General features: G+C 65.4%; 26 protein-coding genes. 4 read left to right on the top strand and 22 right to left on the bottom strand.

Annotated features, from left to right (window positions below):
• Positions 1-26: 26 nt before the first annotated feature.
• The 4 genes from KZ491_RS00810 to KZ491_RS00795 are packed head-to-tail and all read right to left on the bottom strand — an operon-like array spanning position 27 to position 4,829.
• Positions 27-380 carry a hypothetical protein gene (locus KZ491_RS00810; protein ID WP_222563988.1) on the bottom strand — a complete coding sequence of 118 codons (354 nt, stop codon included), beginning with the start codon at positions 378-380 and terminating at the stop codon, positions 27-29.
• Positions 381-426: 46 nt separating this feature from the next.
• On the bottom strand, positions 427-2,223 hold the full coding sequence (locus KZ491_RS00805; RefSeq protein WP_222563987.1) for a GmrSD restriction endonuclease domain-containing protein: 1,797 nt from the start codon (positions 2,221-2,223) through the stop codon (positions 427-429).
• Positions 2,224-2,232: 9 nt separating this feature from the next.
• Positions 2,233-3,357 (bottom strand): restriction endonuclease subunit S, encoded by a 1,125-nt coding sequence (locus tag KZ491_RS00800; RefSeq protein ID WP_246606437.1) that lies wholly within the window; start codon positions 3,355-3,357, stop codon positions 2,233-2,235.
• A 17-nt stretch (positions 3,358-3,374) separates the two neighbouring features.
• On the bottom strand, positions 3,375-4,829 hold the full coding sequence (locus KZ491_RS00795) for a type I restriction-modification system subunit M (RefSeq protein ID WP_222563985.1): 1,455 nt from the start codon (positions 4,827-4,829) through the stop codon (positions 3,375-3,377).
• A gap of 314 nt (positions 4,830-5,143) precedes the next feature.
• Here KZ491_RS00795 and KZ491_RS00790 point away from each other — a divergent pair, with 314 nt between their 5' ends.
• Entirely contained in the window at positions 5,144-5,617 is a 474-nt protein-coding gene (locus tag KZ491_RS00790; RefSeq protein WP_222563984.1) for a hypothetical protein, read from the top strand.
• A 467-nt stretch (positions 5,618-6,084) separates the two neighbouring features.
• On the opposite strand, the gene KZ491_RS00785 is transcribed toward KZ491_RS00790, so the two are convergent.
• The 11 genes from KZ491_RS00785 to rlmE form a co-directional block, all read right to left on the bottom strand.
• Positions 6,085-6,996 (bottom strand): L,D-transpeptidase family protein, encoded by a 912-nt coding sequence (locus KZ491_RS00785; protein WP_425493082.1) that lies wholly within the window; start codon positions 6,994-6,996, stop codon positions 6,085-6,087.
• Positions 6,997-7,461: 465 nt separating this feature from the next.
• The gene (locus tag KZ491_RS00780; RefSeq protein ID WP_222563983.1) at positions 7,462-8,754 is read right to left on the bottom strand and encodes an adenylosuccinate synthase; all 1,293 of its coding nucleotides are present in this window, start codon (positions 8,752-8,754) and stop codon (positions 7,462-7,464) included.
• 151 nt (positions 8,755-8,905) lie between these two features.
• Positions 8,906-9,097 (bottom strand): DUF2065 domain-containing protein, encoded by a 192-nt coding sequence (locus KZ491_RS00775; protein ID WP_222563982.1) that lies wholly within the window; start codon positions 9,095-9,097, stop codon positions 8,906-8,908.
• A gap of 28 nt (positions 9,098-9,125) precedes the next feature.
• Entirely contained in the window at positions 9,126-9,989 is an 864-nt protein-coding gene (gene hflC, locus KZ491_RS00770; protein ID WP_222563981.1) for a protease modulator HflC, read from the bottom strand.
• Positions 9,986-11,119, bottom strand: coding sequence for an FtsH protease activity modulator HflK (gene hflK / locus KZ491_RS00765; protein WP_222563980.1), 1,134 nt, complete (start codon positions 11,117-11,119; stop codon positions 9,986-9,988). The genes hflC and hflK overlap by 4 nt, the downstream gene beginning before the upstream one ends.
• A 90-nt stretch (positions 11,120-11,209) precedes the next feature.
• On the bottom strand, positions 11,210-12,517 hold the full coding sequence (gene hflX / locus KZ491_RS00760) for a ribosome rescue GTPase HflX (RefSeq protein ID WP_222563979.1): 1,308 nt from the start codon (positions 12,515-12,517) through the stop codon (positions 11,210-11,212).
• Between the two features lie 90 nt (positions 12,518-12,607).
• Positions 12,608-12,877, bottom strand: coding sequence for an RNA chaperone Hfq (hfq, locus tag KZ491_RS00755; protein ID WP_222563978.1), 270 nt, complete (start codon positions 12,875-12,877; stop codon positions 12,608-12,610).
• Positions 12,878-13,073: 196 nt separating this feature from the next.
• Positions 13,074-14,054, bottom strand: a complete 981-nt coding sequence (gene miaA / locus KZ491_RS00750; RefSeq protein WP_222563977.1) for a tRNA (adenosine(37)-N6)-dimethylallyltransferase MiaA — start codon at positions 14,052-14,054, stop codon at positions 13,074-13,076.
• 182 nt (positions 14,055-14,236) lie between these two features.
• On the bottom strand, positions 14,237-15,136 hold the full coding sequence (folP, locus tag KZ491_RS00745) for a dihydropteroate synthase (protein WP_222563976.1): 900 nt from the start codon (positions 15,134-15,136) through the stop codon (positions 14,237-14,239).
• Between the two features lie 133 nt (positions 15,137-15,269).
• Positions 15,270-17,177: an ATP-dependent zinc metalloprotease FtsH gene (gene ftsH, locus KZ491_RS00740; protein ID WP_222563975.1), complete on the bottom strand. Its 1,908-nt coding sequence runs from the start codon at positions 17,175-17,177 to the stop codon at positions 15,270-15,272.
• A gap of 96 nt (positions 17,178-17,273) precedes the next feature.
• The gene (gene rlmE / locus KZ491_RS00735) at positions 17,274-17,906 is read right to left on the bottom strand and encodes a 23S rRNA (uridine(2552)-2'-O)-methyltransferase RlmE (RefSeq protein ID WP_222563974.1); all 633 of its coding nucleotides are present in this window, start codon (positions 17,904-17,906) and stop codon (positions 17,274-17,276) included.
• Between the two features lie 74 nt (positions 17,907-17,980).
• Between rlmE and yhbY the strand changes: the two genes are divergently transcribed.
• Together yhbY and KZ491_RS00725 are read left to right on the top strand one after the other, a co-directional pair.
• Positions 17,981-18,286, top strand: coding sequence for a ribosome assembly RNA-binding protein YhbY (gene yhbY / locus KZ491_RS00730; RefSeq protein ID WP_222563973.1), 306 nt, complete (start codon positions 17,981-17,983; stop codon positions 18,284-18,286).
• A gap of 47 nt (positions 18,287-18,333) precedes the next feature.
• Complete coding sequence (locus KZ491_RS00725; RefSeq protein ID WP_222563972.1) at positions 18,334-18,708, top strand: Mth938-like domain-containing protein; 375 nt, start codon at positions 18,334-18,336, stop codon at positions 18,706-18,708.
• Positions 18,709-18,750: 42 nt separating this feature from the next.
• On the opposite strand, the gene KZ491_RS00720 is transcribed toward KZ491_RS00725, so the two are convergent.
• From KZ491_RS00720 to surE, 4 genes are read right to left on the bottom strand one after another with little or no spacing between them, the layout of a single operon-like run.
• Positions 18,751-19,503, bottom strand: a complete 753-nt coding sequence (locus tag KZ491_RS00720) for a peptidoglycan DD-metalloendopeptidase family protein (RefSeq protein WP_222563971.1) — start codon at positions 19,501-19,503, stop codon at positions 18,751-18,753.
• A gap of 2 nt (positions 19,504-19,505) precedes the next feature.
• On the bottom strand, positions 19,506-20,123 hold the full coding sequence (locus tag KZ491_RS00715; protein WP_222563970.1) for a YqaA family protein: 618 nt from the start codon (positions 20,121-20,123) through the stop codon (positions 19,506-19,508).
• Between the two features lie 13 nt (positions 20,124-20,136).
• Positions 20,137-20,814, bottom strand: coding sequence for a protein-L-isoaspartate(D-aspartate) O-methyltransferase (locus tag KZ491_RS00710; RefSeq protein WP_222563969.1), 678 nt, complete (start codon positions 20,812-20,814; stop codon positions 20,137-20,139).
• On the bottom strand, positions 20,811-21,617 hold the full coding sequence (gene surE / locus KZ491_RS00705; protein ID WP_222563968.1) for a 5'/3'-nucleotidase SurE: 807 nt from the start codon (positions 21,615-21,617) through the stop codon (positions 20,811-20,813). The genes KZ491_RS00710 and surE overlap by 4 nt, the downstream gene beginning before the upstream one ends.
• A gap of 234 nt (positions 21,618-21,851) precedes the next feature.
• Here surE and KZ491_RS00700 point away from each other — a divergent pair, with 234 nt between their 5' ends.
• Positions 21,852-22,403: a Smr/MutS family protein gene (locus tag KZ491_RS00700; protein WP_222563967.1), complete on the top strand. Its 552-nt coding sequence runs from the start codon at positions 21,852-21,854 to the stop codon at positions 22,401-22,403.
• 33 nt (positions 22,404-22,436) lie between these two features.
• On the opposite strand, the gene truD is transcribed toward KZ491_RS00700, so the two are convergent.
• The 3 genes from truD to ispD form a co-directional block, all read right to left on the bottom strand.
• Positions 22,437-23,516, bottom strand: a complete 1,080-nt coding sequence (gene truD / locus KZ491_RS00695) for a tRNA pseudouridine(13) synthase TruD (RefSeq protein ID WP_222563966.1) — start codon at positions 23,514-23,516, stop codon at positions 22,437-22,439.
• Positions 23,513-23,992, bottom strand: a complete 480-nt coding sequence (gene ispF / locus KZ491_RS00690) for a 2-C-methyl-D-erythritol 2,4-cyclodiphosphate synthase (protein WP_222563965.1) — start codon at positions 23,990-23,992, stop codon at positions 23,513-23,515. Before ispF ends, truD begins: the two co-directional genes overlap by 4 nt.
• A gap of 93 nt (positions 23,993-24,085) precedes the next feature.
• Positions 24,086-24,814, bottom strand: a complete 729-nt coding sequence (gene ispD, locus KZ491_RS00685; protein WP_343225503.1) for a 2-C-methyl-D-erythritol 4-phosphate cytidylyltransferase — start codon at positions 24,812-24,814, stop codon at positions 24,086-24,088.
• Positions 24,815-24,818: the final 4 nt, after the last annotated feature.

The raw sequence follows: 24,818 nt of genomic DNA, 5'->3' as shown, positions 1-24,818 counted from the left end.
ACCGCGGGGCTTGCCCGCAACGATGCTCACGCCGATGCCGTCTCATTGAGAGGGCGTACCTCGGCAGCATCCACCCAGTCTTTCCGAACCTTGCTCAAGTAGTAGCCCGAGACCGTACGTTCGCCCAGATACAACGTGTTCGACTGCCCCTTCTGGGGACCTTTTTTGGCCTTGGTGCGCACGCCCAACCCGTGAATGACGACGCCCTGGACAAGCTCCTTGAGGTCTTCCGTGTAATGAGCTGCTTTGGGATCGTTGCCCTTCCCCTTTGGATGCAATGCGTAGCCATAGGGACCGTGCTCCGCCTGAATTTTAAAGGGGACGCGACGGTTACCCGTGTCATCCACCAAATAGAAAAACAACTCACTGTTGCCATCCATAAACACCCCCTCCCGTATGCGCGCTGTCAATCACTCGGCCATGCGCTCACAGCGTCTGGAACCAGTCGCGGATCTTCAACGCCATCAGCCGCCGGCGCTCCTTCAAGAATCCCTCGTAACTTGGCACGTCGCCGCCGAGCAGAGTTTCCGGGATGCAGTTCATGCGGAAGTTCGCCAGCATTTCGGCGGAGTCGGTGATGCCGCCGTATTTCAACTGTCCACCACCAACCTGGTCTCGGAGTTCGGCGAAGTACGTCTCCGGAGGCTTTGCGCCGATGGCTATGTTGATCTCGCTCTGGGCGATCACGAAGTTGCCGATCTGGTTGTACGACCCGCGCGTCATGCCGCTGCCCTTCAGGTGCTGCTTTGGATAGACGTGGTGCACATCGGCGCGGTTCAGCAGCAGGTCGGTGACGGTGATATCGCGCGACAGGAATCCGCGGTCTCCGAGCTTGACTTGCGCCGCCTGGAAGCACTTGAAGTACGGGCTGTTGATCGAAGAGGTGTCCATGAACTGCGGCAACATGCCGGTCCAGAAGCTATCGGGCAGTTCGTTTGGAATCACAGACTCCGCGTAGGACACCACGCCGCGACTGTCGATCTGGCGGATGTCGAAGTCGAACGTGGACTCTGGCGAACCGCCGTAGCGGCGGCTGAGCAGCGACATTACGAACCAGCGCCGCACCAGTTGCTCCAGCTTGGCAGCAGGCACGTTCTCGCGACGACCGCGCAGGTAGAGGATGTAGGCGAAGTTGATCGCGTTCTGACTGCCGATCATGTTGCTGAGGATGAACCCGGCCGAGCGCAGGATCATTGTGATGCGGTCGAAGTGGGTCTTGTTGACGAACGCGAGGATCCCCTGCTTCAGCTTGCCGAACGACGCCTCTACGATGGCCTCTTCGTACTGCTTCGTCTCGAAGTTGCGGCCCGACAGCAGGGCTACCAGATCCTGCAGCTTTCCGCGCCCGAACTCCGAGGTGAAGGCCACGCGCAGCATGTCGGTGTAGGTCGGGTCGTAGATGTCGTCGTTGACGTCGGCGATCCACTTCATCTTGTCAAAGAATTCCGAAGCGACGAAAGCGCTATCTCCCTTGCGTATCTTGGCCAAGAAGTCCGGCGCGATCGCCAGATGGCAGAAATAGTCGATGGCCTTCCGCAGTTGGTTACCGCCGTAGGCGGTGTTGACCGCGATCTTCGACATCGCGAAATCGGCCTGCGACAGCGGCGAGCCGGCAGAGTTCACACGGATGAATATCTCGGTGACCGTCTCAATATCGAGGTCTTCGGCCAGCTCAATGATCCCGACGTGGTTGTGAATGATGCCTCGCAGCTTCTCGATGACCTTGAAGACCTGGTCCTGCGAGCTGGCGGGGTTGACAGCGCAATAGTCCGCCACAAGTTGGAAGAGGCTGGTGGAGGGCTCAAAGACTTTGGCGACGTCCGGAATCCACGCCACGTTCCTGCGGATGGCCGGGTTGGCGACCTCGAACCTCTCTTCCTGCGGGTTGAAGGCAATGCGGATCTGCACCGTCTCGTAGTCGTCAGTCAGCACCTCCACGCCCAACAGCGAGGCCATGAGTGCCGTCACGCGCTGCTGCCCGTCGATCAGGATGCGCTTGCCGGCAGACGTGCTGCCGTCCTTGAGTTTGACGGTGGGGTTACGCCACGCGATCAGATAGCCCACCGGATAACCCTGATAAAGCGAGTCCAGCAGGTTGCGCACCTTGGTCGCCTCCCACACGAACGGCCGCTGGATCTCCGGGATCGCGATCTCGCCTGATTTCACCCACGTCAGCAGGGTTTCAACGGGGTGCGGGGTAACGGAGTAGCGTTGGGTTGACATCCGGTGTCCTCAGAGTTGGCCGGAGAAGGCTTGGTGTAGAAGGGATTGCTTGAGGGCATCGAGTGCGGCAAGTTTGCGCTGGTATATGGATTCGAGTCGTTGGGTTTCTTGTTCAAACGACCTAAGTTCTTCAACACGCCGCAACTGTTCATATTCTGAAAGGACTGGAATCTCCAAGCTTTTTAGCTTTGCAATCGTTAGAGTATCTACCGTTGCACCATTTCCTCGATCAAGCTGATCGTGAAATGCAGAAGATCGAATCCAATAGCTCACAAATTCGCTTGATATATCCGACACCCTTTTCATCCAAAGGACACTCGCATCCTTGAAGTAAAAGCGATCGTTATTCTTGACGACATATGCATTGCCGATAGTTCCTATCGCAGTGACCACAATGTCTCCCGAGCTGGGGACACCGGCGATGCCAGCTAATCTCGCATAATGCTCATCAGAGATAAATAGCTCGTTATCAACGCAACCATCTGCAGCCAATCGAGTTACTTCGCGTCCTCGGTAGAAGGGTACACCTGCACTTTTCCATTCAGATTTTAGAACACGCTTACTCGAACCAATGTCAAACAGCTTTTCGAGTTGTATAAATTCACCGAGATTGTCGTTAAAAACCGCCGTGAGTTGAGCTTTAAATACCTGCCGGGCGTTTTGGAGGTTCTTTTCGGCATTGGCTTTGGCGGTGGCAATGCCCGCAAACGCTTCGTCGAGGATGCCGACGATCCGCTGCTGTTCGGAAATCGGAGGGAGCGGAACCGCTATCCCGCGGAGACTCCCCTGGTTAAGTTTTGGAACAGTGAGGCCAGAAATGAATTGGGTCAGGTCGAGGTGATTGAGATGATAGATGAGCCAACTGTCCAGCAGGATATTTCTATCCGGCTTAAGAACATGCGCATGGTTGTTAACCCATATTTTGCCTTCGACAGCGAATGCCGTGCTGTCACCCGATCCCCATTTAGCACCGTCCTCGCCCACCAAAACCAAAGGCTCGTCGAATAGAAACCCCTCGACGAAATCTAGAACTCCCGTTGCACCATAGTAAGGGTAAGTGCCGGCGACACGATCTTTCTTAGTGATGGGCTTTCGCTTGTAATCGAGCACCTCACAGAGATCTCCGAGCTGCATTGTCCTCCAACCAATCGTCACAGCAGCGCCCTGATCGCCGCCAGAACTTTCGCGTTCTCCGCATCCAATGCCGCGATCTCCGCCATGATTTCCTGCGGGCTGCGATGCACCACTTCCTCGCCGCCATCGGGATTCTTCACCGACAGGTCGAATGTGGTTTGGTCGAGGCTGGCAGCATCCACGCTCCAACTCTTCGGCGAATCGGCAAAGTTCTTCTGCAACGCCACGAACTCGGCCAGGTCCGCATCGTTGAGCGGGTTGGTCTTGCCCATGTTGCGACCCGGATCGAGCTGGTAGTACCAGGTCTTACGCGTCGGCGCGCCCTTCTCGAAGAACAGCACCACGGTCTTCACGCCCGCACCGAGGAAGGTGCCACCGGGGCAGTCGAGCACGGTGTGCAGGTTGCAGCTTTCCAGCAACTGCTTGCGCAGGGACACGCTGGCGTTGTCCGTGTTGGACAGGAACGTGTTCTTGATGACGATGGCGGCGCGGCCACCGGCCCGCAGCGACTTGACGAAGTGCTGCAGGAACAGGTACGCGGTCTCGCCGGTCTTGATCGGAAAGTTTTGCTGGATCTCCTTGCGTTCCTTGCCGCCGAAGGGCGGGTTGGCCAGAACGATGTCGTAGCGGTCCTTTTCCTGGATGTCGGCGAGATTCTCGGCCAGCGTGTTGGTGTGGACGATGTTCGGCGCCTCGATACCATGCAGGATCATGTTCATGATGCCAATGACATAGGCGAGGCTTTTCTTCTCCTTGCCGAAGAACGTCTTGCGCTGCAGCGTGTTGCTGTCGCTGGTGGACAGGTTCGGCTTCCGGCTGAGGTAATCGAACGCTTCGCAGAGGAAGCCGGCCGAACCGCAGGCACCGTCGTAAATGGTCTCGCCGACCTTCGGGTCGATGACCTGGATCATCGCGCGGATCAGCGGGCGGGGCGTGTAGTACTCGCCGCCGTTGCGCCCGGCGTTGCCCATGTTCTTGATCTTGGCTTCGTACAGGTGCGAGAGCTCGTGCTTCTCCTTATGCGTACCGAAGCGCAATTCATCGACCCGCTCGATCACGTCGCGCAGGTTGTAGCCGGACTGGATGCGGTTTTTGATCTCGCCGAAGATCTCACCAATCTTGTATTCCAGCGTCTGCGGCCCGCTGGCCTTGGCCTTGAAGCCGTGCAGGTACGGAAACAACTCGCCGTTGACGAAGGCAAGCAGGTCGTCGCCGGTCATCGCCTTGTTGTGGTCGAACTTGCCGTCGCAGTCCTTCGGCGCGGCCCAGTTTTCCCAGCGGTAGGCCGGCTCCAGCAGGAAGCTGTAGGCCTTGCCTTCCAGTTCGGCTTCCAGAGCGCGGTCGGCTTCCAGCGCGTCCAGGTACTTGAGGAACAGCAGCCAAGAGGACTGCTCGGTGTAGTCGAGTTCGCTGGTGCAACCGGCGTCCTTGCGCAGGATGTCGTCGATGTTCTTGAAGGTTTGTTGGAACACTGCGTGGAATCCCCCTGTTAGGAGATCAACTTTACAGGAGGGGGGAAATGTCCGGATGGCGTGTCTTGGAGTGGTGCGCTATACCCGTCCCCCACACCCGCGCGTCTTTCCCCTACCTTTCAACGCGGCACGTCCTTAGTCGCGTTTCTCGCCCCGACCGCGCGACCTCCGGCACACTTCCCCCACCCCAGCCGCCGGCCTTGCCGGCAAGCACACCTCACGCCACAGGGATTGCGGCGGGGCGGTGCCGGTGGGCTTGCAGGCGCGCACGGCGTGCCGGCCCCGGCGCCTCACTGGAATGCAAAGGAGTTGCAATGAGCCAGAACCTGATCAACCTCACCCTGACCGACGCCCAGCTGGATGCCGTGGACCAGGCCTTGACCGAGCTGGAGACGCAGTTGTCGGCGCTGGTGGCGATGAACGCCGCGCAGCGCCGCAAGCTGGCGCGGATGGGCGACAAGTCCGAGACCTTCTGCCGGCAGACATTGAATGTGCTGAGCCAGAACCCACAGGTGGTGCCGCCCAGCCTGAAGCTGGCCGAGGCGCTGGAGGACCTGGCCGCGCTGGACCGGCTGCGCCCGCGCATGCAGCGCTTGCAGCGTCTGGCCGAGCGCGGCGCCGACAGCGAGACGGCGCTGGGCAGCGACATCATGCGTTGCGCACTGGACGGCTACGCGTTGCTGAAGGTGGCCGGCCGCAATCAGGGGCTGGAGGGCCTGCGCAAGGAGCTGGGCGCCCGCTTCGCCAAGACCAGCCGCACGACCGAGGAAAAGCCCGAAATGGCCTGACGCGTCGGCGCGACCTCGAGGCCGCCTCCGGGCGGCCTTTTTTGTGCGTGGGTAAAAGTGGCACCGATGCCGAAATTTTCGCCATCGTTGGCACTCGGGGTTTCACCCGTGCCGCATTGAGCGGCAGGCGATAAGCGGGGCTGGGCAGCGACGGCGCTTTTTGCGGCACTCGCGCCACTTCGGACGGCTACGTTGGCACTTTGGGCGTGTGTCGACACGCGCGGCGCGGCAGCGTTGCGACTCTAAACGGCAAGGCTCGCGCATTTTGTGGCGCCGATGCCGCTCACGGCTGCGTCGGCGGCGGTTGCTTCGACAGCATCGCCGCTCCCTCCGGCTCGCATCGCGCTCCAGAGCTCAGCGGTGCGACCCGCGGAATCTGGAGCCGTGTCCCCGCCACGGAAACAACAAAGCCGCCCGGAGGCGGCCCTGCTGCAACGCGTCCATGCAGGCGTGACCGCCCGACCCGGTTACTCGCGCATCTTCACCGGTACGCCCGGCTTCACAACCTCGGCCAGCGCGGCGACGCTCCAGTTGGTCATGCGGATGCAGCCGTTGGACTCGGTCTTGCCGATCTTGGCCGGGTTGGGGGTGCCGTGGATGCCGTAGTGCTCCTTGCTCAGGTCGATCCAGGTCGTGCCTACCGGGTTGTTGGGGCCCGGCGGGATCTCGGCTTTCTTATCGGACGCCTTGGTCCCGGCGATCAGGTCCGGATCGAAGTACCACACCGGGTCGCGGGCGACGCCGTTGATCTTCCAGTCGCCAATCGGCAGCGGGAACTGGGCGCTGCCGGTCGTCACCGGGTAATGCCCGATCACCTTGCCCGCCTCGTCCATCAGCAGCAGCGCGGAGTCGGACTTGTCGATCACCACCTTGGCCGGCGTTGGCAGGCGGCTGGCGGCCTGGATGTTGGGCACGGTGACGGTCGCGCCAGAGGCGAGCTTCACTCCTGGGTTGAGCTTGGCCAGCAGCGCCGGGCTGGCGTGGAACTGCTCGGCCACCTTCTCCTCCACCGACTCGTAGGGCAGCGCGTCCACTTTGGCCATGGCGGCGTGGCCGCTGGGGGTCTGGGCAAATGGCCCGGCCACGTCATCGGCGGTGAGGGTGTACTCGATCAGGATCGGTGCGTCGTCCTTGTTCAGGATGTCCCATGTGGCGGCGTCCATCGTGCCGGTCGGCTTGATGTCATGCGCGCGCTGGAAGGCATCCACGGCGCGACCCATGTTGCTGCCCACCGCGCCATCGATCTCGCCGGGGGAGAAGAACGCCCGCTCCAGCAACACCTGCGCGCGCAGCGCGCTGTCCTTGGCAAGCTCTGCATCGGCGGGCGCGGCGGTCACGGGCGGCAGCGGCTCGGGTTCGGCCTCCTTGTTGGCGGGCAGCGTCTCGGAGGACTTCTCGTCATCCGGCGCTGGGACCCGATCATCCGGTGCGATCGGCGCGATCGGCTCCGGGTTGACGGGGTCGGCGTCCTGGACGCCCGTCATATCGGCATCGGCGGCGCTGCCGGTCGCGGCCGGGTCCTGGGCGGGGGCGGCGTTGGCAGTGGCGCTGGCGTCCAGCTCCGCCGCCGGGATCGGTGTCTGGCTGCACGCGGCCGACATCGCAACGGGCAACAACGCGACCATCAGGGCGCGGGCAAGGGTCTTGGAGTGCAGGGACTGGGTCATGGGATGCCGGACTCGTTTGGGGTGCTGTGCAGCAAGCTAAAGCGTCGGGCGTGAATGCAAGCTCTTGATGGGCGCTGGAGCTGAACCGGACACATACGTGCGCCTGGCAGCTACGAGTGATCGGGCATAAAAAAGCCCCGCATCAGCGGGGCTTTTTCTCTCAATGCAGCGCGGCGATTAGGCCCACGGATCCTGCAGGATCATCGTGTGGTCGCGGTCCGGACCGGTGGAGACGATCGCCAGCGGGCAGCCGGCCAGTTCTTCCAGCGCACGCAGGTAGGCACGCGCGGCCGGCGGCAGCTTGTCCCACTCGGTGACGCCGTGGGTGCTTTCCTGCCAGCCGGGCAGCTCCAGGTACACCGGCTCGCACTCGTCCCAGCCCTGGGCGTCCAGCGGGGCGTACTCGGTCTGCTTGCCGCGGTACTGGTAGCCGATGCAGACCTTCAGCTTCTCCATGCCGTCCAGCACGTCCAGCTTGGTGATGCACAGCCCGTTGATGCCGTTGATGGCGACGGCGCGCTTGAGGGCGACGATGTCGATCCAGCCGCAGCGGCGCGGGCGGCCGGTGGTGGCGCCGTATTCCTGGCCCTTGTCGCGCAGGGCCTGGCCGACGTCGTCGTGCAGCTCGGTCGGGAACGGGCCGCTGCCCACGCGCGTCGCGTACGCCTTGGCAATGCCCAGCACGTAGTCGATCGCCCCGGCGCCCACACCGGTGCCGGCCAACGCGCCACCGATGGTGGTGTTGCTGGAGGTGACGTAGGGATAGGTGCCGTGGTCGATGTCCAGCAGCGAGCCCTGCGCACCTTCAAACAGGACGCGCTTGCCCTGCTTGCGCAGGTCGTGAAGGATGCCGGCGACGTCGGACTTCATCGGCTCGACGTAGTCACCGAAGGCCAACGCATCGTCCAGCGTCTGCTGGAAGTCGATCGCCTCCACGTTGAAGTATTTGGTCAGCACGAAGTTGTGGTAATCCAGCGCGCTGCGCAGCAGCTCGGCCAGCTGCTCGGGGTAGTGCAGGTCGGCCACGCGGATGCCACGACGGGCGACCTTGTCCTCGTACGCCGGGCCGATGCCGCGGCCGGTGGTGCCGATGGCCTTGCCGCCGGCAGCCTTCTCGCGGGCCTGATCCAGGGCGATGTGGTACTGCATGATCAGCGGCGTGGCCGGGCTGACCTTCAGCCGCGAGCGGACTTCGACGCCTTCGGCCTCCAGCTCGCCGATCTCCTTTTGCAGCGCGCCGGGGTGCAACACCACGCCGTTGCCGATCAGGCACAGCGCGCCCTCGCGCAGGATGCCCGAGGGAATCAGGTGCAGGACGGTTTTCTTGCCGTTGATGACCAGGGTGTGGCCGGCGTTGTGGCCGCCCTGGAAGCGCACGACCGCACCGATCTCCTCGGTCAGCAGGTCAACGATCTTGCCCTTGCCTTCATCGCCCCACTGGGCCCCGAGAACGACGACTGACTGACCCATTGCATATGCTCCTGAAGCATTTGAGGACCGGCGCACGCCGACCCGGGCGGAGAGTTCCGCGCATAGAAAAAGCCGGGAGGATTTCGCCCCTCCGGCTTTTCCGCATTATCCGGGTTTTCGAGGGTCTAGGCCAGCCCGGAAGAACAAGCTTTTACACAACCCGCACCAGCCAAAGCGATACCACGCCGATGGCCAGCACCACGCCGCCGATCCTGCGCAACTGGTGGTCATCCAGCTGGCGCAACTGCTCCATCGTCCGCCGCCAGCGGCCGGGCGCGGCGAACAGAAACAGGCCTTCCAGTACGGCCACCAGCGAGAGAGCCGACAGGAGCTCGACGGTCATGCCGCGCTCCTGAGCGCATCGACACGCCTCAACGATCGTTGCCGAAGTACTTCAGGAAGTCGTCGTTGCGCTCCAGCATGATCACGCCCTTCCCATCGCTGAAGGATTCGCGATACGCCTCGAGGCTGCGCTGGAAGGCGTAGAACGCCGGATCCTTGTTGGCCGCCTTGGCATACAGCGCCGCCGCTTCCGCATCGCCCTGGCCTCGCAGGCGCTGGGCGTCACGCTCGGCCTCGGCCACGATCACGGCCTGCTGCTTGTCGGCGCCGGCCCGGATGGTCTGGGCCTGCTCGGCACCCTCCGCGCGCAGGCGGCTGGCCACCTGATGACGCTGGGCCCGCATCCGGCGATAGACGTCCTGGATGACCTGGCTGTCGGTCGGCAGGTCGATCTGCTTCAGGCGCAGGTCGATGATCTTGACCCCGACGGTGCTGGCACCCTTGTTGATGGCCTCCAGCTGGCGGTCGATGATTTCCGCGCGATCGCCGGAGACGAGCTCCTTCAGGGTCCGCGCGTTGATCTCGTTGCGCAGCGAATCCTTGATGATAGGCGCCAGGCGGTCCACGGCCAGGCTCTCGTCACCACCGGTCGCCCGGTAGAACGCACGCACGTCCTCAATCATGCCGACGGTGAAGAAGTCGACGCTGACGTCCTTGCGCTCGGAGGTCAGGTAGCGCTCGGGCTCGGCGTTGAACACCGTCAGCCGGCGATCGAACACCAGCGCGGTTTCCACCAGCGGCACCTTGAAGTGCAGGCCCGGGCCAATGCCGGTCCTGGCCACGCGCCCGAGGTTGAGCACCATGCCCACCTGGCCCTCACGGACCACGTAGGTGGAGCCCATCAAGCCCAGCAGCACGGCGACGGCCACCGCGATCCAGATGGAATGTTTCATCGGTTTACCTCCGGACGGCCAACAGGCCGTGGGGTGCGTTCAGTGCGGGAAGGCGACGGCGTCGCGGAAGACGTATCCGGTGAGAGTATTTCCGGGGTCAGCAGTGGCGCCGCGGAGGTATTGGTCGAGCCCGAGGCGCGGCCGGCCCCTTCCGTGGCGCCGTCCATCGGCACGTAGATCAACTGGCGCGAATCGCCGCCGACGACCTTGCGGTTACCGGAAAGCACTTCCTGCACGGTCTCCAGCCACAGGCGCTTGCGGGTGACTTCCGGTGCGTCCTTGTACTGATCCACCAGCAGCGAGAAGCGGTCGGCGTCACCCTCGGCGCGCGAGACGGATGCGTCGCGGTAACCCTCGGCAACCGTGCGCACGCGGGCCGCCTGGCCGCGAGCTTCAGGCACGACCTGGGCGGCGTAGGCTTCGGCCTCGCTGATCAGGCGGTCCTTGTCCTGCTGGGCGCTGTTGACGTCATCGAAGGCCGGTTTGACCTCTTCGGGCGGCCGCGCGTTGGGCAGGTTGAGCTCGGTCACGACCAGCCCGGTGCGGTAGGCGTCCAGCGAGTTCTGCAACTGCTCGCGGGCCGATACGGCCAGGGCGTTACGCGCGCCCAGCACGGTGTCCAGGGTGGAGCGGCCGACCTGCTCGCGCACGGTGCTCAGCGCCGCCTGCTGCAGCATGGCGTTCGCATCACGGCTGCCGAACACGTACTTCTGCGGATCACTGACGCGGTACTGCACGTTGATCTCGACCTGAACGATGTTCTCGTCGCTGGTCAGGACCGGCACGTTGGTACCGAAGGTCTTGATCTCGGTGGCGTTGATCTTGATCGCGGTCTCGAACGGCCACGGCAGTTTGAAATGCGGGCCGGGCTGCAGGATGCGGGAGAACTGGCCAAAGCGCAGTACCACCGCGCGCTGCTGTTCGTTCACCAGCAGGAAGCTGTTGAAGGCCAGCCACAGGGCGAGCACCAGCAGCACCCAGCGACCGACGCCGCCACCACCGCCTTGCCCTCCAAACAGGCCGCGCAACCGGTCCAGCACGTCGTCAATCCCATTGCCGCCGGGGCGCCGACGCGGCGGGCGGCCACGGCCGCTGCCGGAATTGTCACTGCCAGGGGTATTCCAGGCCATGCCTGCTCCTAAGGAAGGTGAACAGCGCCCCTTTGTCGCGGGCAGCCGATGATTCTAGGTGGGTGGGACGCCTGCCTCAAGCAAGCGCTGTCAATGAAAGTCGTGGTCCGCCTCGCGCGGAGGCAGCAGGGCATGCAGCACATCGCCATCGGGTTGCTCGTGCAGGCGCGCCGCGTCGGCGAGGGACATGTCCACCCGCATGCGCCACCCGTCCTCGACGGACTCCTCGTCACGCACCGCGCCCAACTCGTGCAGCTTGGCATGCAGCCTGCCCGCACGCGAGGGAACCTCGATGGAACCGGTGACGCGCTGCAGGTCCAGGATCTCGCCGATTACCTCTGGCAGCAGGTCCAGACCCTCGCGCTCCTTGGCCGAGACCCAGACGCGCGGGTGGCCTTCGGCGGGGCGGTCGATCCGGGGCCGGGCCTGCTCTAGCTGGTCGATCTTGTTGTAGACCAGCAGTTGCGGAATATCCCCGGCACCGATCTCGGCGAGGACCTCGTCCACCTGGGCGATGCGTTCCTCGCGCAGCGGGTCGGCCGCGTCCACCAGATGCAGCAGCAGGTCAGCCTCGCGCGCTTCGGACAGCGTGGAGCGGAAGGCGGCGACCAGCTCATGCGGCAGATCGCGCACAAAACCGACCGTGTCGGCCAACACCATTGCGTGGCCGGACAGCTCGATGCGGCGCACGGTGGGATCCAGCGTCGCGAACAGCTGGTCCGCGGCGTAGGCGTCGGCGCCGGTCAAGGCATTGAACAGAGTGGACTTGCCGGCGTTGGTGTAACCCACCAGCGCGACCCTGGGCAGTTCGTTGCGGACCCGGGCTCGGCGCATCTGGGTGCGCTGCACCTCGACCTTCTCGAGCCGCTTCTGCAATTGCTCCAGGCGCTTCTGCAGCAGCCGCCGGTCGGTTTCCAGCTGGGTCTCACCCGGGCCACGCAGGCCGATGGAACCGCCGCGGAGGCTGTCCAAGTGGGTCCAGCCACGGACGAGCCGCGTGGACATGTGCTTGAGCTGGGCCAGTTCGACCTGCAGCTTGCCCTCGTGACTGCGGGCGCGCTGGGCGAAAATGTCCAGGATCAGGCCGGTCCGGTCGACTACGCGGCAGCCGAGGATGCGCTCAAGGTTGCGCTCCTGGACCGGGCTCAGGGGGTGGTTGACCAGGACCAGGTCGGCTTCGGTAGCGGCGACGGCGGCCTGCACTTCCTCAAGCTTGCCGGTGCCGATCAGGATCGAAGCGTTGGGGTGGTCGATGCGGGCATTCAGTGTCGCAACCACGGTGGCCCCCGCCGAGCGGGCGAGCTCGGTGAATTCCTCCAGCTGGTCCGGATCAACGGGACCGCCGGCATGGGGCTGGATCAGGAGCGCACTTTCACCCTTGCGGGAGCGTTCAAACAAGAGGCGGGGCCTTTACGGGATTTGGGATCATGCCCGATGAGATGGGTGCAACCTCGCCAAACACAAGCCATGACCCGCCCCACTGGCCAGTCAGGGCTGCCCCGCGCCTTCATCGGCGTCCGCCGCCTGCACCTGCCCGCCACTGGGCCCGACACGCACGTTGCGCGCCGGCACAACGGTGGAGATGGCGTGCTTGTAAACCATCTGGCTGACGGTATTGCGCAGCAACACCACAAACTGGTCGAAGGATTCGATCGTGCCCTGCAGCTTGATGCCGTTGACCAGGTAGACCGATACCGGGATGCGCTCACGGCGCAACGCGTTCAGGAAAGGATCCTGCAAAGACTGTCCCTTGGACATCTGAATTCCCCGCTTGGTTTTTCTAGTTATGGGTGGCATGCCCTGTTCGACATTACCTGTCGCCGGCATTTCCCCAGCCGGCGGTGGGGCGATGGTAGCGCAACGCGGGCACTGCGGACGTGCTGCAGATGGCGGATCGGGCGAAGTGCGACGGCGCGCGGCCAAAGCGCGAGGCAGTGCACTCAGCGCGGGACATTCAGGGAATGAACCCGGCCAGTGCCTCTTCAAGGGCGGCACGCTCGGTCATCGGGTCGAACCAGCGCGCGTCCAGTTCGCCGCGCAACCAGGTGATCTGGCGCTTGGCCAGCTGCCGGGTCGCATGGATGCCGCGGGCGCGGAAATCGGCCGCATCACCGCGTCCGTCCAGATACTCCCAGGCCTGGCGATAGCCGACCGCGCGCACCGCGGGCAAGTCCAGCGGCGCGGGATGGTCGCGCAGTTGTGGCAGCGCGCGCAGTCGCTCGACCTCCTCGAGGAAACCCGCCGCCAGCATCGCGTCGAAACGCTGCTCGATGCGCTGATGGAGGACCGCCCGCTCGCGCGGTGCGAGGACCAGTTTCAACACCCGGAACGGCAGGCGCGGTGCCGGCGCCTCGGCCCGCCACGAGCTGATGGTCCGACCCGAGGCGCGATACACCTCGAGCGCGCGCTGGATTCGCTGGGCATCGGTGGCGTGGATGCGGGATGCCGCGACCGGATCCAGTGCCGCCAGCTCCCGGTGCATTGCCGGCAAGCCGCGCCCGGCGATCTCGGCGGCAATTTGCGCGCGGATTTGCGGATCGGCTTCCGGCATGGGTGACAAGCCGTGCAGCAGTGCGCGGAAGTACAGGCCGGTCCCACCGGCCAGGATCGGCACCCGGCCGCGGGCGCTCACCGCCTCCAGTGCGGTCCGCGCATCGCGCGCGAACTCGGCGGCAGAGTACGGTTGCCATGGCTCGCGGATATCGATCAGGTGATGCGGCGCGCGCGCCATCTCCGCGGCATCCGGTTTTGCCGCGCCGATGTCCAGACCGCGATAGACCAGCGCCGAGTCAACGCTGATGATCTCGCCGCCAAGGCGTTCGGCCCAGTCCAGCGCAAGCGCGGTCTTGCCCGACGCCGTGGGGCCCATCAATGCAATCGCGAGCGGTCGAGCGGAAATCACCGGAGGGAAGCGACAGCAGTGGAGGACGGGCATGCGGTCATCGGCGAAGCCTACCCCACCGTGACGGGGTGATCGGAGCGGACTTGTTCACAGACCCTGTGGACAAGCATCCGCATCAAGCTGTGGACAACTTCCCGAGCGCGATGGCCCGCAAGGGCCGGGCTTACATTGGTCAATTTTTGACCACCTGTGGCTCGGTGACGAGAACGCAGGGGTCAATCATCCTCAGGCCAGCGAATCGCGGCACCGGCTTGTCGCTGCTGCGGCAACGGCTGCGCGGCGACCGCCTGCCAGACCTTCAGCGCGTCCACCGTAGCGGCGACGTCATGCACCCGCAGCAGCAGGGCACCACGTTGGGCGGCAATCAGATGGGCCGCGACCGATCCGTGGACGCGCTGGTCCATCGCCTCGCGGCCCGTCAGCTCGGCGATCGACTTCTTGCGCGACAGGCCGGCCAGCACCGGCAGGCCGATATCAGAGAACCGCTCCAGCCCCGCCAAGAGCGACAGGTTGTGCTGCAGGTTCTTGCCGAAACCGAAGCCGGGATCGATGACGAGCCGCTTCTTGGCGATACCCGCCATTTCCGCGGCGAACACCCGCTCGGCCAGAAATCGGTGCACCTCGCCGACGACATCCTCGTAATGCGGCGCCACCTGCATATCGCGCGGCTGCCCCTGCATGTGCATCAGGACCACCGGAACGCCGAGCTCGGCCGCCGCCTCCAGCGCACCATCGCGCCGCAGTGCGTGGATGTCGTTGATCATCCCGGCACCAGCGGCCACCGCGGCGCGCATCACGTCGGGTTTGGAGGTGTCCACGCTGATCGGCACCGAGGTCTCGGCGACCAGCCTCTCGATCACCGGGATCACCCGCCGCAGTTCCTCGGCGATATCCACCTCCTCCGCACCAGGGCGCGTCGACTCACCGCCGACATCGAGCAGGTCGGCGCCCTCGGCCACCAGGCGCAGGCCGTGGGCGACGGCGGCCTCCGTGCCGGCGTTCTCGCCGTTCTCCGAAAAGGAGTCCGGGGTGACGTTGACGATGCCCATGACCCGGGCGCGATCCAGCCGTAGCAGGCGGCCGTTGCAGTCGAGGGTAGTGGCGGTATCGAACACGGGCGGGCTCCTGGGATGAGCGCTTGCGGGCACTCATTGTTACCGCCCGGCCCAGCCGGGGAAAGCGCGCGATCGACGCAAACAAAAACGCCCCGGTCAGGGGCGTTTTTGTGTCATCTCAAGCGGTGACCGTCTACAGCTGCTCCGCAGCACCACCAATGGGACCCGGCGAACGCGGGGTGTCCTTGGGCGGGGGCGGCAGGTTGTCGGTCTTGCCCCAGTCCGCAGGCGGGTTCGGCTTGCGGCCGGCCATGATGTCGTCGATCTGGTGGGCGTCGATGGTCTCGTACTCGAGCAGCGCATCCGCCATCGCGTGCAGTTCCGAGAGGTGCGTGGAGAGAATCTCCGTCGCGCGCTGGTAGGCCTTGTCAAGGATCCCGCGCACCACTTCGTCGATCTTGCGCGCGGTGTCGTCGGAGACACTCTTGTGCTGGGTCACCGAACGCCCCAGGAAGACCTCGTCATCCTCCTCGCCGTAGGAGATCGGACCCATCTCGTCGCTCAGGCCCCACTTGGTGACCATGTTGCGGGCCATCTTGGTAGCCCGCTCGATGTCGTTGGACGCACCCGTAGTGACCTTGTCGGCGCCGAAGATCAGCTCCTCGGCAACACGACCGCCGTACAGCGAGGCCAGCTGCGACTCGATGGCGGTACGGTTGTAGCTGTACTTGTCGCCCTCGGGCAGATACATGGTCACGCCCAGCGCACGGCCGCGCGGAATGATGGTGACCTTGTAGACCGGATCGTGCTCGGGCACCACGCGCCCGACAATGGCATGGCCCGCCTCATGGTAGGCGGTGAGCTTCTTCTCGTCGTCGCTCATCGCCATCGAGCGGCGTTCCGCGCCCATCATGATCTTGTCGCGCGCCTTGTCGAAGTGGTCCATGCGGACGTCCTTCGCGTTCTCGCGGGCGGCAAACAACGCCGCCTCGTTGACCAGGTTGGCCAGGTCCGCGCCACTGAAGCCCGGCGTGCCACGCGCAATGGTCATCGGCACGACGTCATCCGACAGCGGCACCTTGCGCATGTGCACGCGCAGGATCTCCTCGCGGCCCCGCACGTCCGGCAGCCCGACCACGACCTGACGGTCGAAGCGACCCGGGCGCAGCAGTGCGGGATCGAGCACGTCGGGGCGGTTGGTCGCGGCGATCACGATCACGCCCTCGCCGCCCTCGAACCCGTCCATTTCCACCAGCAACTGGTTGAGGGTCTGCTCGCGCTCGTCGTGACCGCCGCCCAGACCGGCGCCGCGATGGCGACCGACCGCGTCGATCTCGTCGATGAAGATGATGCACGGCGCGCTTTTCTTGGCCTGCTCGAACATGTCGCGCACGCGGCTGGCGCCGACACCCACGAACATCTCAACGAAGTCGGAGCCGGAAATCGAGAAGAACGGCACCTTGGCCTCGCCGGCGATGGCGCGGGCCAGAAGGGTCTTACCCGTACCGGGAGGACCGACCATCAGCACGCCGCGGGGAATCTTGCCGCCCAGCTTCTGGAAGCGGCTCGGGTCGCGCAGGAACTCGACCAGTTCGCCGACTTCCTCTTTGGCCTCGTCGCAGCCGGCCACGTCGGCCAGGGTCACCTTGATCTGGTCCTCGCCCTGCAACTTGGCGCGCGACTTGCCAAAACTCATGGCGCCCTTGCCGCCGCCCTGCTGCATCTGCTTCATGACAAACAGCCAGAACGCGATGATCAGGAGGATCGGCAGGAAGTTGAGCAGGACGGACCAGAACGACGGGCCGCCGGGCGGCACCTGCTCGATGCCGACGTTGTGCTGCATCAGGTCGTTGACCAGATCCTTGTCGCCGGGGCTGAAGGTGGTGAACTCCGATCCGTCCTTGCGCTTGCCGGTGATCGTGGTCCGATCCTCGTCAATGCGGACCTTCTCGATGCGGTCGGCCTGCACCTGCTGGATGAACTGGTCGTAGGCGAGGGGGCCGGCGGCGCCGGGGGTACGCGGGCCGAATGCCTGGAACACCACCATGAGAACCACGGCAACGATCACCCAGAGCATCAGATTCTTGGCCATGTCGTTCATAGGTTACGGATCACTTTTTTTGTGCGGACGGCCTGCCACGGCAGACATCGGAATGAAGCAGCGACGCTTGTAATACGGCGCGTAGCGAGGACCGGATCACTTGATTTGTGCGCGTTTGCCCTGTGCAAGGGCGTAGACCTCCGGGGAGCGCTTGCGCGACGCTTCCGGCTTGCGGATGACCACCTTGGCATAACGCCGCCGCAGTTCCCGCACATAATCGTCGAAGCCCACTCCCTGGAACAGCTTGATCAGGAAATTGCCATCGACGCGAAGGTGGTGGTCGGCAAAATCCATCGCCAACTCCGCCAGGTACAGCGCACGCGGCATGTCGACCGCATCCACACCACTCTTATTGGGGGCCATATCGGAGAGAACAAGGTCCACCGGTTTGCCATTCAGAGTGCGCACCAGCTCCGATAAGACCGCATCCTCCCTGAAATCGCCATGAAGGAACTCCACGCCGGCCAGGGTCGGCATCTCCAGGATGTCCAACGCGATTACCCGGCCGGTGTCGCCCAGGGCCTGGCGGACCCATTGCGACCAGCCACCCGGCGCGGCGCCCAGGTCCACCACCACCATGCCCGGCTTCAACAGGCGGTCACGCTTTACCAGTTCCTCCAGCTTGTAGGCGGCACGCGAGCGCAGGCCTTCCGCCCGCGCGCGCTTGACGAACGGATCGGAGTGATGCTCCTTGAGCCAGCGCTGGCTGCTTTTGCTGCGGGTAGCCATCGGACAAAAACCGTTGGAGGACGGGCCGGCCATGATACCCTGCGGGCCCTTCCCAACCTCATTTGCGTGCATCGATGGCAACCGTCCTGACCAGTGCCCAGACCCGCTTCCTGCGCGGCCAGGCACACGACATCAAGGCCATGATCCAGGTCGGCGGAAAAGGCATTTCCGATGCACTGGTGGCGGAGCTCGAGCTCGCGCTGGAAAACCATGAGCTGGTGAAAGTGAAGGTGGGCGCGGCCGATCGCGAGGTTCGCGATGAGATGATCGCGCAGCTGGTGCAGCGCACCGGCGCGGCGCTGGTGCAGAAAATCGGCCACACCGTCGCGCTGTACCGTCCCAGCGAAGAGAAGCGCCACATCGTCCTGCCCCGCGCCTGAGCGCGCGGCTCCTTCTTAGTCTCCCTCGCGCTTGCTAGCATGGCGCGATGGAACTGACCCTGGAACGCCCGGACTACGAGTTCTTCCTTCGCGCTGCCGACGGCAGCGTGGCGCTGGTCAATGACCGCCGCCTGACCCGCAGTTTCATACTGACGCCCAACCACCTGTCCGAGGACTGGGGCGTGCGCGACATGCAGGACCTGACGGCGTCCGATCTCGATCCGCTGCTGGCCCTGGAGCCGGAAGTGGTGATCATCGGCGGTGGCGGCCAGCAGGTGTTCGCGCCGGCGAAGGTGATGGCGGTCTGCCTGCGTCGCGGAATCGGCATCGAAGTGATGACCAATTCCGCCGCCGCGCGGACCTTCAGCGTGCTGGCCAGCGAAAACCGACGCGTTGTTGCCGGCTTCATGCTGCCCGGCTGAGCCGCCGGGCTGAGCAGGCCGCCGGAACGCAACGACCGCCGGCTACTTTTTCGGCAGGTACAGAAGCGGATCGACCGGCTTGCCGTTGTAGCGCACCTCGAAGTGGAGCATGTCGCGGGACGCGCCCGTGCGACCGAGCTCGGCGATCTGCTGGCCGGCTTTCACCCGGGCGCCCTCCTCCACCAGCCGGCTCTTGTTATGGCCATACGCCGACAGCCACTGCTCGTTGTGCTTGATGATGACCAGCTCTCCATAGCCCACCAGGCCCGAACCGGAATAGACCACGGTGCCGTCGCCGGCCGCCTTGACCGGGGCGCCCGCCGTACCGGCAATATCGATGCCCTGCTTGGTCGGCTCGCCGGCGACGAAGCGGCTCAGCAGTGCGCCGTCCACCGGCCAGCGCCAGGCGATGCCACTGGCCAGCGGAGCTGCACTGGGAGCTGAGGCGACCGGCGCACTGGCGGTGGGTGCGCGGGTGCCACCGCTTGCCGGTGCCGGCGGCCTGCTTGCTACTGCCCCGCCCGACTTGGGATACAGCACCAGTTGCTGTCCGGGATAAATCGTGTAGGGCGCGCCCAGACCGTTCCAGGCCGCAAGATCGCGCATCGCGATGCCGTTCTCGGTCGCAATCCGGTACAGCGTGTCACCACGCTGGACGACCCGCGTCGCACCGTATTTGGGCGTGGAAACCGGGCTGCTCTCCCGGGTGACCGCGCTTGAGCACGCAGCCAGCGCCGTCGCGACCGCGGCCGCCAGGATCATGCGGGAGAGAATGTTGCGTTCGGGAGTCGTCATGCTCATGCGCCTTGTTGTGTCCTCCAGATCAGCCAGGTAAATGCCGCCAGCAACAGGACCGTTGCGATCCAGCCGACCGGTTCAATGTAGCGCCGCAATGCTGCCTCGGCGCGTTGGCCACCCAGCCGGATCGCCAGCGCCAGCAGAAACACGCGCTTGCCGCGGCCAACGAACATGCTGGCGATAAACGGCAGCAAAGGTACCCCGACGATGCCGGAAGCCCAGGTGAAAATCTTCAGCGGGATGGGTGTGAAGCCAACCAGCACCAGTACCCAAAATGCTTTCCAAGGTGAGTTGGCGGCAATCTCGCGCAGCGCCGACACCTCCACATCGATCCGGTCCATCCAGCCCAGGGTGACCAGCAGGGGGCGAACGAGCTCGAACGCGTAGTGCCCGAGCAAATACCCCAGCACTGCACCAGCCAGCGAGCCGAGCAGGCTGAGGAGGGCGAACCAGAACGCGCGCGTTGGCCGCGCCAGGGACATCGGCCCCAGCATCACCTCGGGCGGAATCGGGAATACCACTGCCTCGGCAAAACTCAGGCCGAACAAAAGCGCCGGCGCGCGCCGGTGGCCGGCCCACACCAGGCAGCGATCGTACATCGGTCCGAATAGTTTCAAGCGCAGATGTCCTTCAGTCGACCAGGCCCGACAGCAGCGGTACGAATACCACCGAACCGATGGTTTCCTGGGTGATGCGCCCATCGCCATCCTTGCTCAACCGCAGCAGCAACTGCCCGTCCGATGCGCCAACCGGCGCGACCAGCACCCCGCCGGGGGCCAGCTGGGCGGTCAGGGCATCCACCAGGGCAGGCGCCGCAGCGGTTACCAGAATGGCATCGAAGGGACCGTTTTCCGGCCAGCCGATACGGCCGTCGTCGTGCTTGCTGCGGACGTTCATCCCCAGCTGGCGGAACCGCTTGCGCGCTGTGCGCAGCAGCTCGCCGATACGCTCCACCGTGTGCACTTCAAGCCCCAGCGCGGCAAGGATCGCGGCCTGGTAGCCCGAGCCGGTGCCGATCTCCAGCACCTTGGACGGCTGGACCTGCATCAGGGTTTCGGTCATTTTCGCCACCACCCACGGCTGGGAAATGGTCTGGCCGTGGCCGATCGGCAACGCGGTGTCGTCGTAGGCGCGGCTTTCCAGCGCCTCGTCCACGAACAGGTGGCGGGGGACGTTGCGCACGGCGTTGAGCACGCGCTCATCGCTGATGCCGGCGGCGCGGAGGCGATCGACCAGCCGGTCGCGCACGCGCTGGGAGGTCAGGCCGGAACCCAGGTCGGTGGGTTGCAGGCGCATCTTCAGGCTCATCGGCCGTTCCCCCCCGGCGCGGATCCCGCGGAGGCCTCCAGCGACGCCTCCAGCCCGCTGACCCAGTTCGCCACCTGCTCCAGGGCCTGGTAGCGCGTCAGGTCGACCTTGATCGGGGTTATGGCGATGTAGCCGCTGCGGACAGAATGGAAATCCGTGCCGGGGCCGGCGTCCTGCTCGGGGCCAGCGGCACCGATCCACCACCACTGGCGACCGCGCGGGTCCTCCTGCGGTACGCAGGCTTCGGCGCGGTGGCGATTGCCCAGTCGGCCGACCTGGAACCCGCGCACGTCTTCCCACGCCAGGTCGGGCACGTTGACGTTGAGGATGGTGTCCGCCGGCAGCGGATCAATGACCAGGCGGGCGATGATCTCCACGGCGGCACGCGCGGCGGTGTTGTAGTGCCGGCCAACCTCGCCGTTGGTCACCAGCGACACGGCGACCGCGGGCAGGCCGAGGAAACGCCCCTCCATCGCGGCCGCCACGGTACCCGAATAGATCACGTCATCGCCCAGATTGGCCGCGTCGTTGATCCCGGACACGACGATGTCGGGCTCCCTGTCGAGCATTCCGGTGATGGCGACATGCACGCAATCGGTAGGTGTACCGGCCACGCGCCAGGTTGTCTCATCGTGCTGGAACACCCGGATCGGCATGTCCAGGGTGAGCGAGTTGCTGGCGCCGGAGCGATCACGGTCCGGTGCGACCACCACCACTTCGTGACCGGCGGCCCGCAATCCCTGTGCGAGGGCGCGGATGCCGGGTGAATCGACACCGTCGTCGTTGCTGACCAGAACTCGCATGATCTCCCTTGGCGAGCGCCACGGGGGCGCAATGCAGTAGTGGCAGGGACCGGCGTGGCCGGTCGCGGAGCGGATCGCAGGTGCCGGCAGTGCGGCGGCTTCGATCCCGTCAAAGCGGTCATGATAGCCGATGGCAGGCACCCGTCGCCGCCCCGACGCGGGCAATTTCCGGGCCGTGATGTCCGCATCCGCTCCGGCGCGTTAGGCTAGGACGATGGATAACGGAATACCCCGTTGAACGGCGCCGACGACGACGATGCCGCGCTGTTCCGCAGCGCGATCGGGCCGGTTCGCAAACTGCCAGAACGCCCCGCGCCACCCGCCGCACCGCGCCCGAAGCCGCGCGCGAAAATGGCCGAGCGCGACGATGTCGAGGCACGCGAGGATCTGCGCCACGCGCTGGAATCAACGCTCCTTGAAGCCGACGACCCGCTTGCCTGGCGCGGTGATGTCACCCAGGAGGCGTGGCAGCGACTGCGCCGGGGCGAGATGTCCGCCCAGGAGGAGCTTGATCTGCACGGCACCGACGCGCGTACCGCCGAAGCGCTGGTGCGCGCGTTCCTGAGCGATGCGCAGCGCCACGGCCTGGGCTGTGTCCGCATCATCCACGGCAAGGGCGGGCGTGGCGACGGTGATATCGGTCGCAGTGGCGCGCCGGTATTGAAGAATCTGGTCGACCGCATGCTGCGGCAGCGCTCCAGCGTGCTGGCGTTTCATTCGCCCTTGCCCGCCCAGGGCGGCAGCGGCGCGGTGGTGGTCCTGCTGGCGCCGCCGCGGCGTCGCTGACGCGAGCCCGGCACGGCGCGCGTTTCTGCGCGATCAGGGGCCGCGCTGGCCGGAGGCGTCGCTGACCGCGCCCAGCTCCGCCAGCACCACCGTGGCGTAGGTCCCCGCGGGCAGGCTGAAGGACAGCTCCAGTGTGGCGGGATCGCGCCATTGCCAGCCCAGCGCATCGGCGCGCAGGCGCAGCGAACGACGCTCCTGCTTCAGCCCGGCCTGCTCCAGGCCGGCGCGGATGCGCATCGAGACCGGGTCGGCCAGTGCGTGCTGTTCCAGCGCCAGTGCATCGGCTTGGCTGCGCAGCTCGCCGCGGCCCCACAGCGGGCCACTGGGATGGATGTCAAACGCCGCCAGTCGCTGCTCGATCTCCGCACTGATCGGCTCCGGCCCGAACACACTGCGGCTGCCATCCAGCATCCACACCTCACCGGTCAGCGGCGCATCCCAGCAGTGCGCATCGACCCGTGCCTGCAGCACCTGGTTGAACAGGACCGAGCGCGCGGCTGAAAGCAACATGCCGCGCTCGTCGCGACGGACCCGGCGGCCTTCGAACATCGCCAGCGCCTTGCCGAGGTTGTTGCCGTCGCGGCCAAAGCGCTGCTCGCCAAAGAAGTTCGGCACGCCGCGGGCGGCAATCTGCTGCAGGCGGGCGTCAATCGCGGCCGGATCGCCAACGACGTCGCGCAACACCAGCACGAAGCGGTTCCCGGCCAATGCGCCGCGCGGGAGCTTCTTCGCGTGCCACGCCTGTTCCAGTACCTGCAGGCCGTCCACCTGCAGCGCGGTGATCGCCGGCGCGGTCTTCCGCGGCAGGTGCACGCTGAAGCGCTGGCGGGTCACCGCGTGGCGGTCCTTCAGGCCGGCGTAGCCGATCGCCCGCTCGTCCACGCCCGCCCACTGCGCAATGCTGCGGGCGGCGAACGCGGTGTTCATGCCGCGTTTCTCGACCGTCAAAAGCAGGTGCTCACCACTGCCGGAAGGTTCAAAGCCGGCCAGCTCCTCGACGAAGAAGTCCTCCGGCGACACGCGCATGCGCGCGGACAGCACCGGCTCGCCATGGGCACGCTTCTCCGCAGGCGACGCATTGCCCGCGGCGTCCTGCGCGGCGGAATCGCTCATCCGCGCACCAGCAGGCACACCACCAGCGCGGCAAGACCTTCTCCACGCCCGGTAAACCCAAGCTTCTCGGAGGTTGTCGCCTTGACGCTGACTGCATCGACGGCGACACCCAGGTCGGCCGCCAGCCGCGTACGTATCGCCTCGACGTGCGGGCCGACCTTGGGTCGCTCGCAGATGACGGTGATATCGGCGTTGCCCAGCTCCCATCCGTGCTCGGCTGCGAGCTGGCGGAAATGGCGCAGGAACGTGCGGCTGTCGGCGTCCTTCCAGCGCGGATCGCTGGGCGGAAAGTGGGTGCCGATATCGCCTAGCGCCAACGCGCCCAACATTGCGTCGCACAGCGCATGGATGATCACGTCCCCGTCGGAGTGGGCAACCACGCCGCGCTCATGCGGAACCCGGATGCCACCCAACACGACGTGATCGCCGTCGCCGAATGCGTGGACGTCATAACCCTGGCCTATGCGGATGCTCATCGATGGCGGTCCTGCTGCAAGTACGGGGCGACATTGTCGCCCACCGCGCGCCGCTTGCCCGCCCGCGGGCGCCGGTCTCGACTGATTGGACCGTCAGCGTTGGCGCATGGAGAGCAGGAACTCGGCCAGATCGCGATCGGCGGGTGTGGTGACCTTCAGGTTGTCCTCGCGCCCTTCGACCAGTCGCGGTCGGAGGCCGGCGAGCTCGACCGCCATGGCCTCGTCCGTCACCGTTACCCCGTTGTCGCGTGCGTCCAGCAACGCGGCGGTGAGCTGGCCGCGACGGAATGCCTGCGGCGTCAGCGCGCGCCAGAGCGCGGCGCGCGGCTCGGTGGCGGTGATACGTCCGTCCCCGCCAGCGCGCTTGAGGGTATCGCGTACCGGCGCGGCGAGGATCGCGCCATCGCGGTCCTGCGTCGCGGCCTGCAACAGCCGGTCGAGATCGGATGCGTGCAGGTTGGGGCGCGCCGCATCGTGGACCAGCACCAGACTGTCTTCAGGGCTGGCGGGCAGTGCCTGCAACGCCGCCAGAACCGAGTCCGCCCTTTCCCCGCCGCCCACGCAGCGAAGGACCGGCTTGCCGTGGCGGATGGTCCAGCCCGGCCAGTGCCGGTCATCGGCGGCCAGCGCCACCATTGCGCCGGCAATCCGGGGATGCGAAAGCAGCGCGTCCAGTGCGTGCGCGATCAGGGGTTGCCCGGCGATCTGCAGATACTGTTTGGGCACATCGCCGCCAAAGCGCGTGCCACGTCCCGCGGCGGGAATGATCGCCCACACCGTCGGCGCAGCGTGTTGACCCGGCTGATGGGTTGGCTTTTGCACGCCC

It is taken from the genome of Novilysobacter antarcticus (assembly GCF_019802285.1).
In the GTDB taxonomy this organism is placed as follows: Bacteria; Pseudomonadota; Gammaproteobacteria; order Xanthomonadales; family Xanthomonadaceae; genus Novilysobacter; species Novilysobacter antarcticus.
This window is presented reverse-complemented; position numbering and strand designations above follow the sequence as displayed.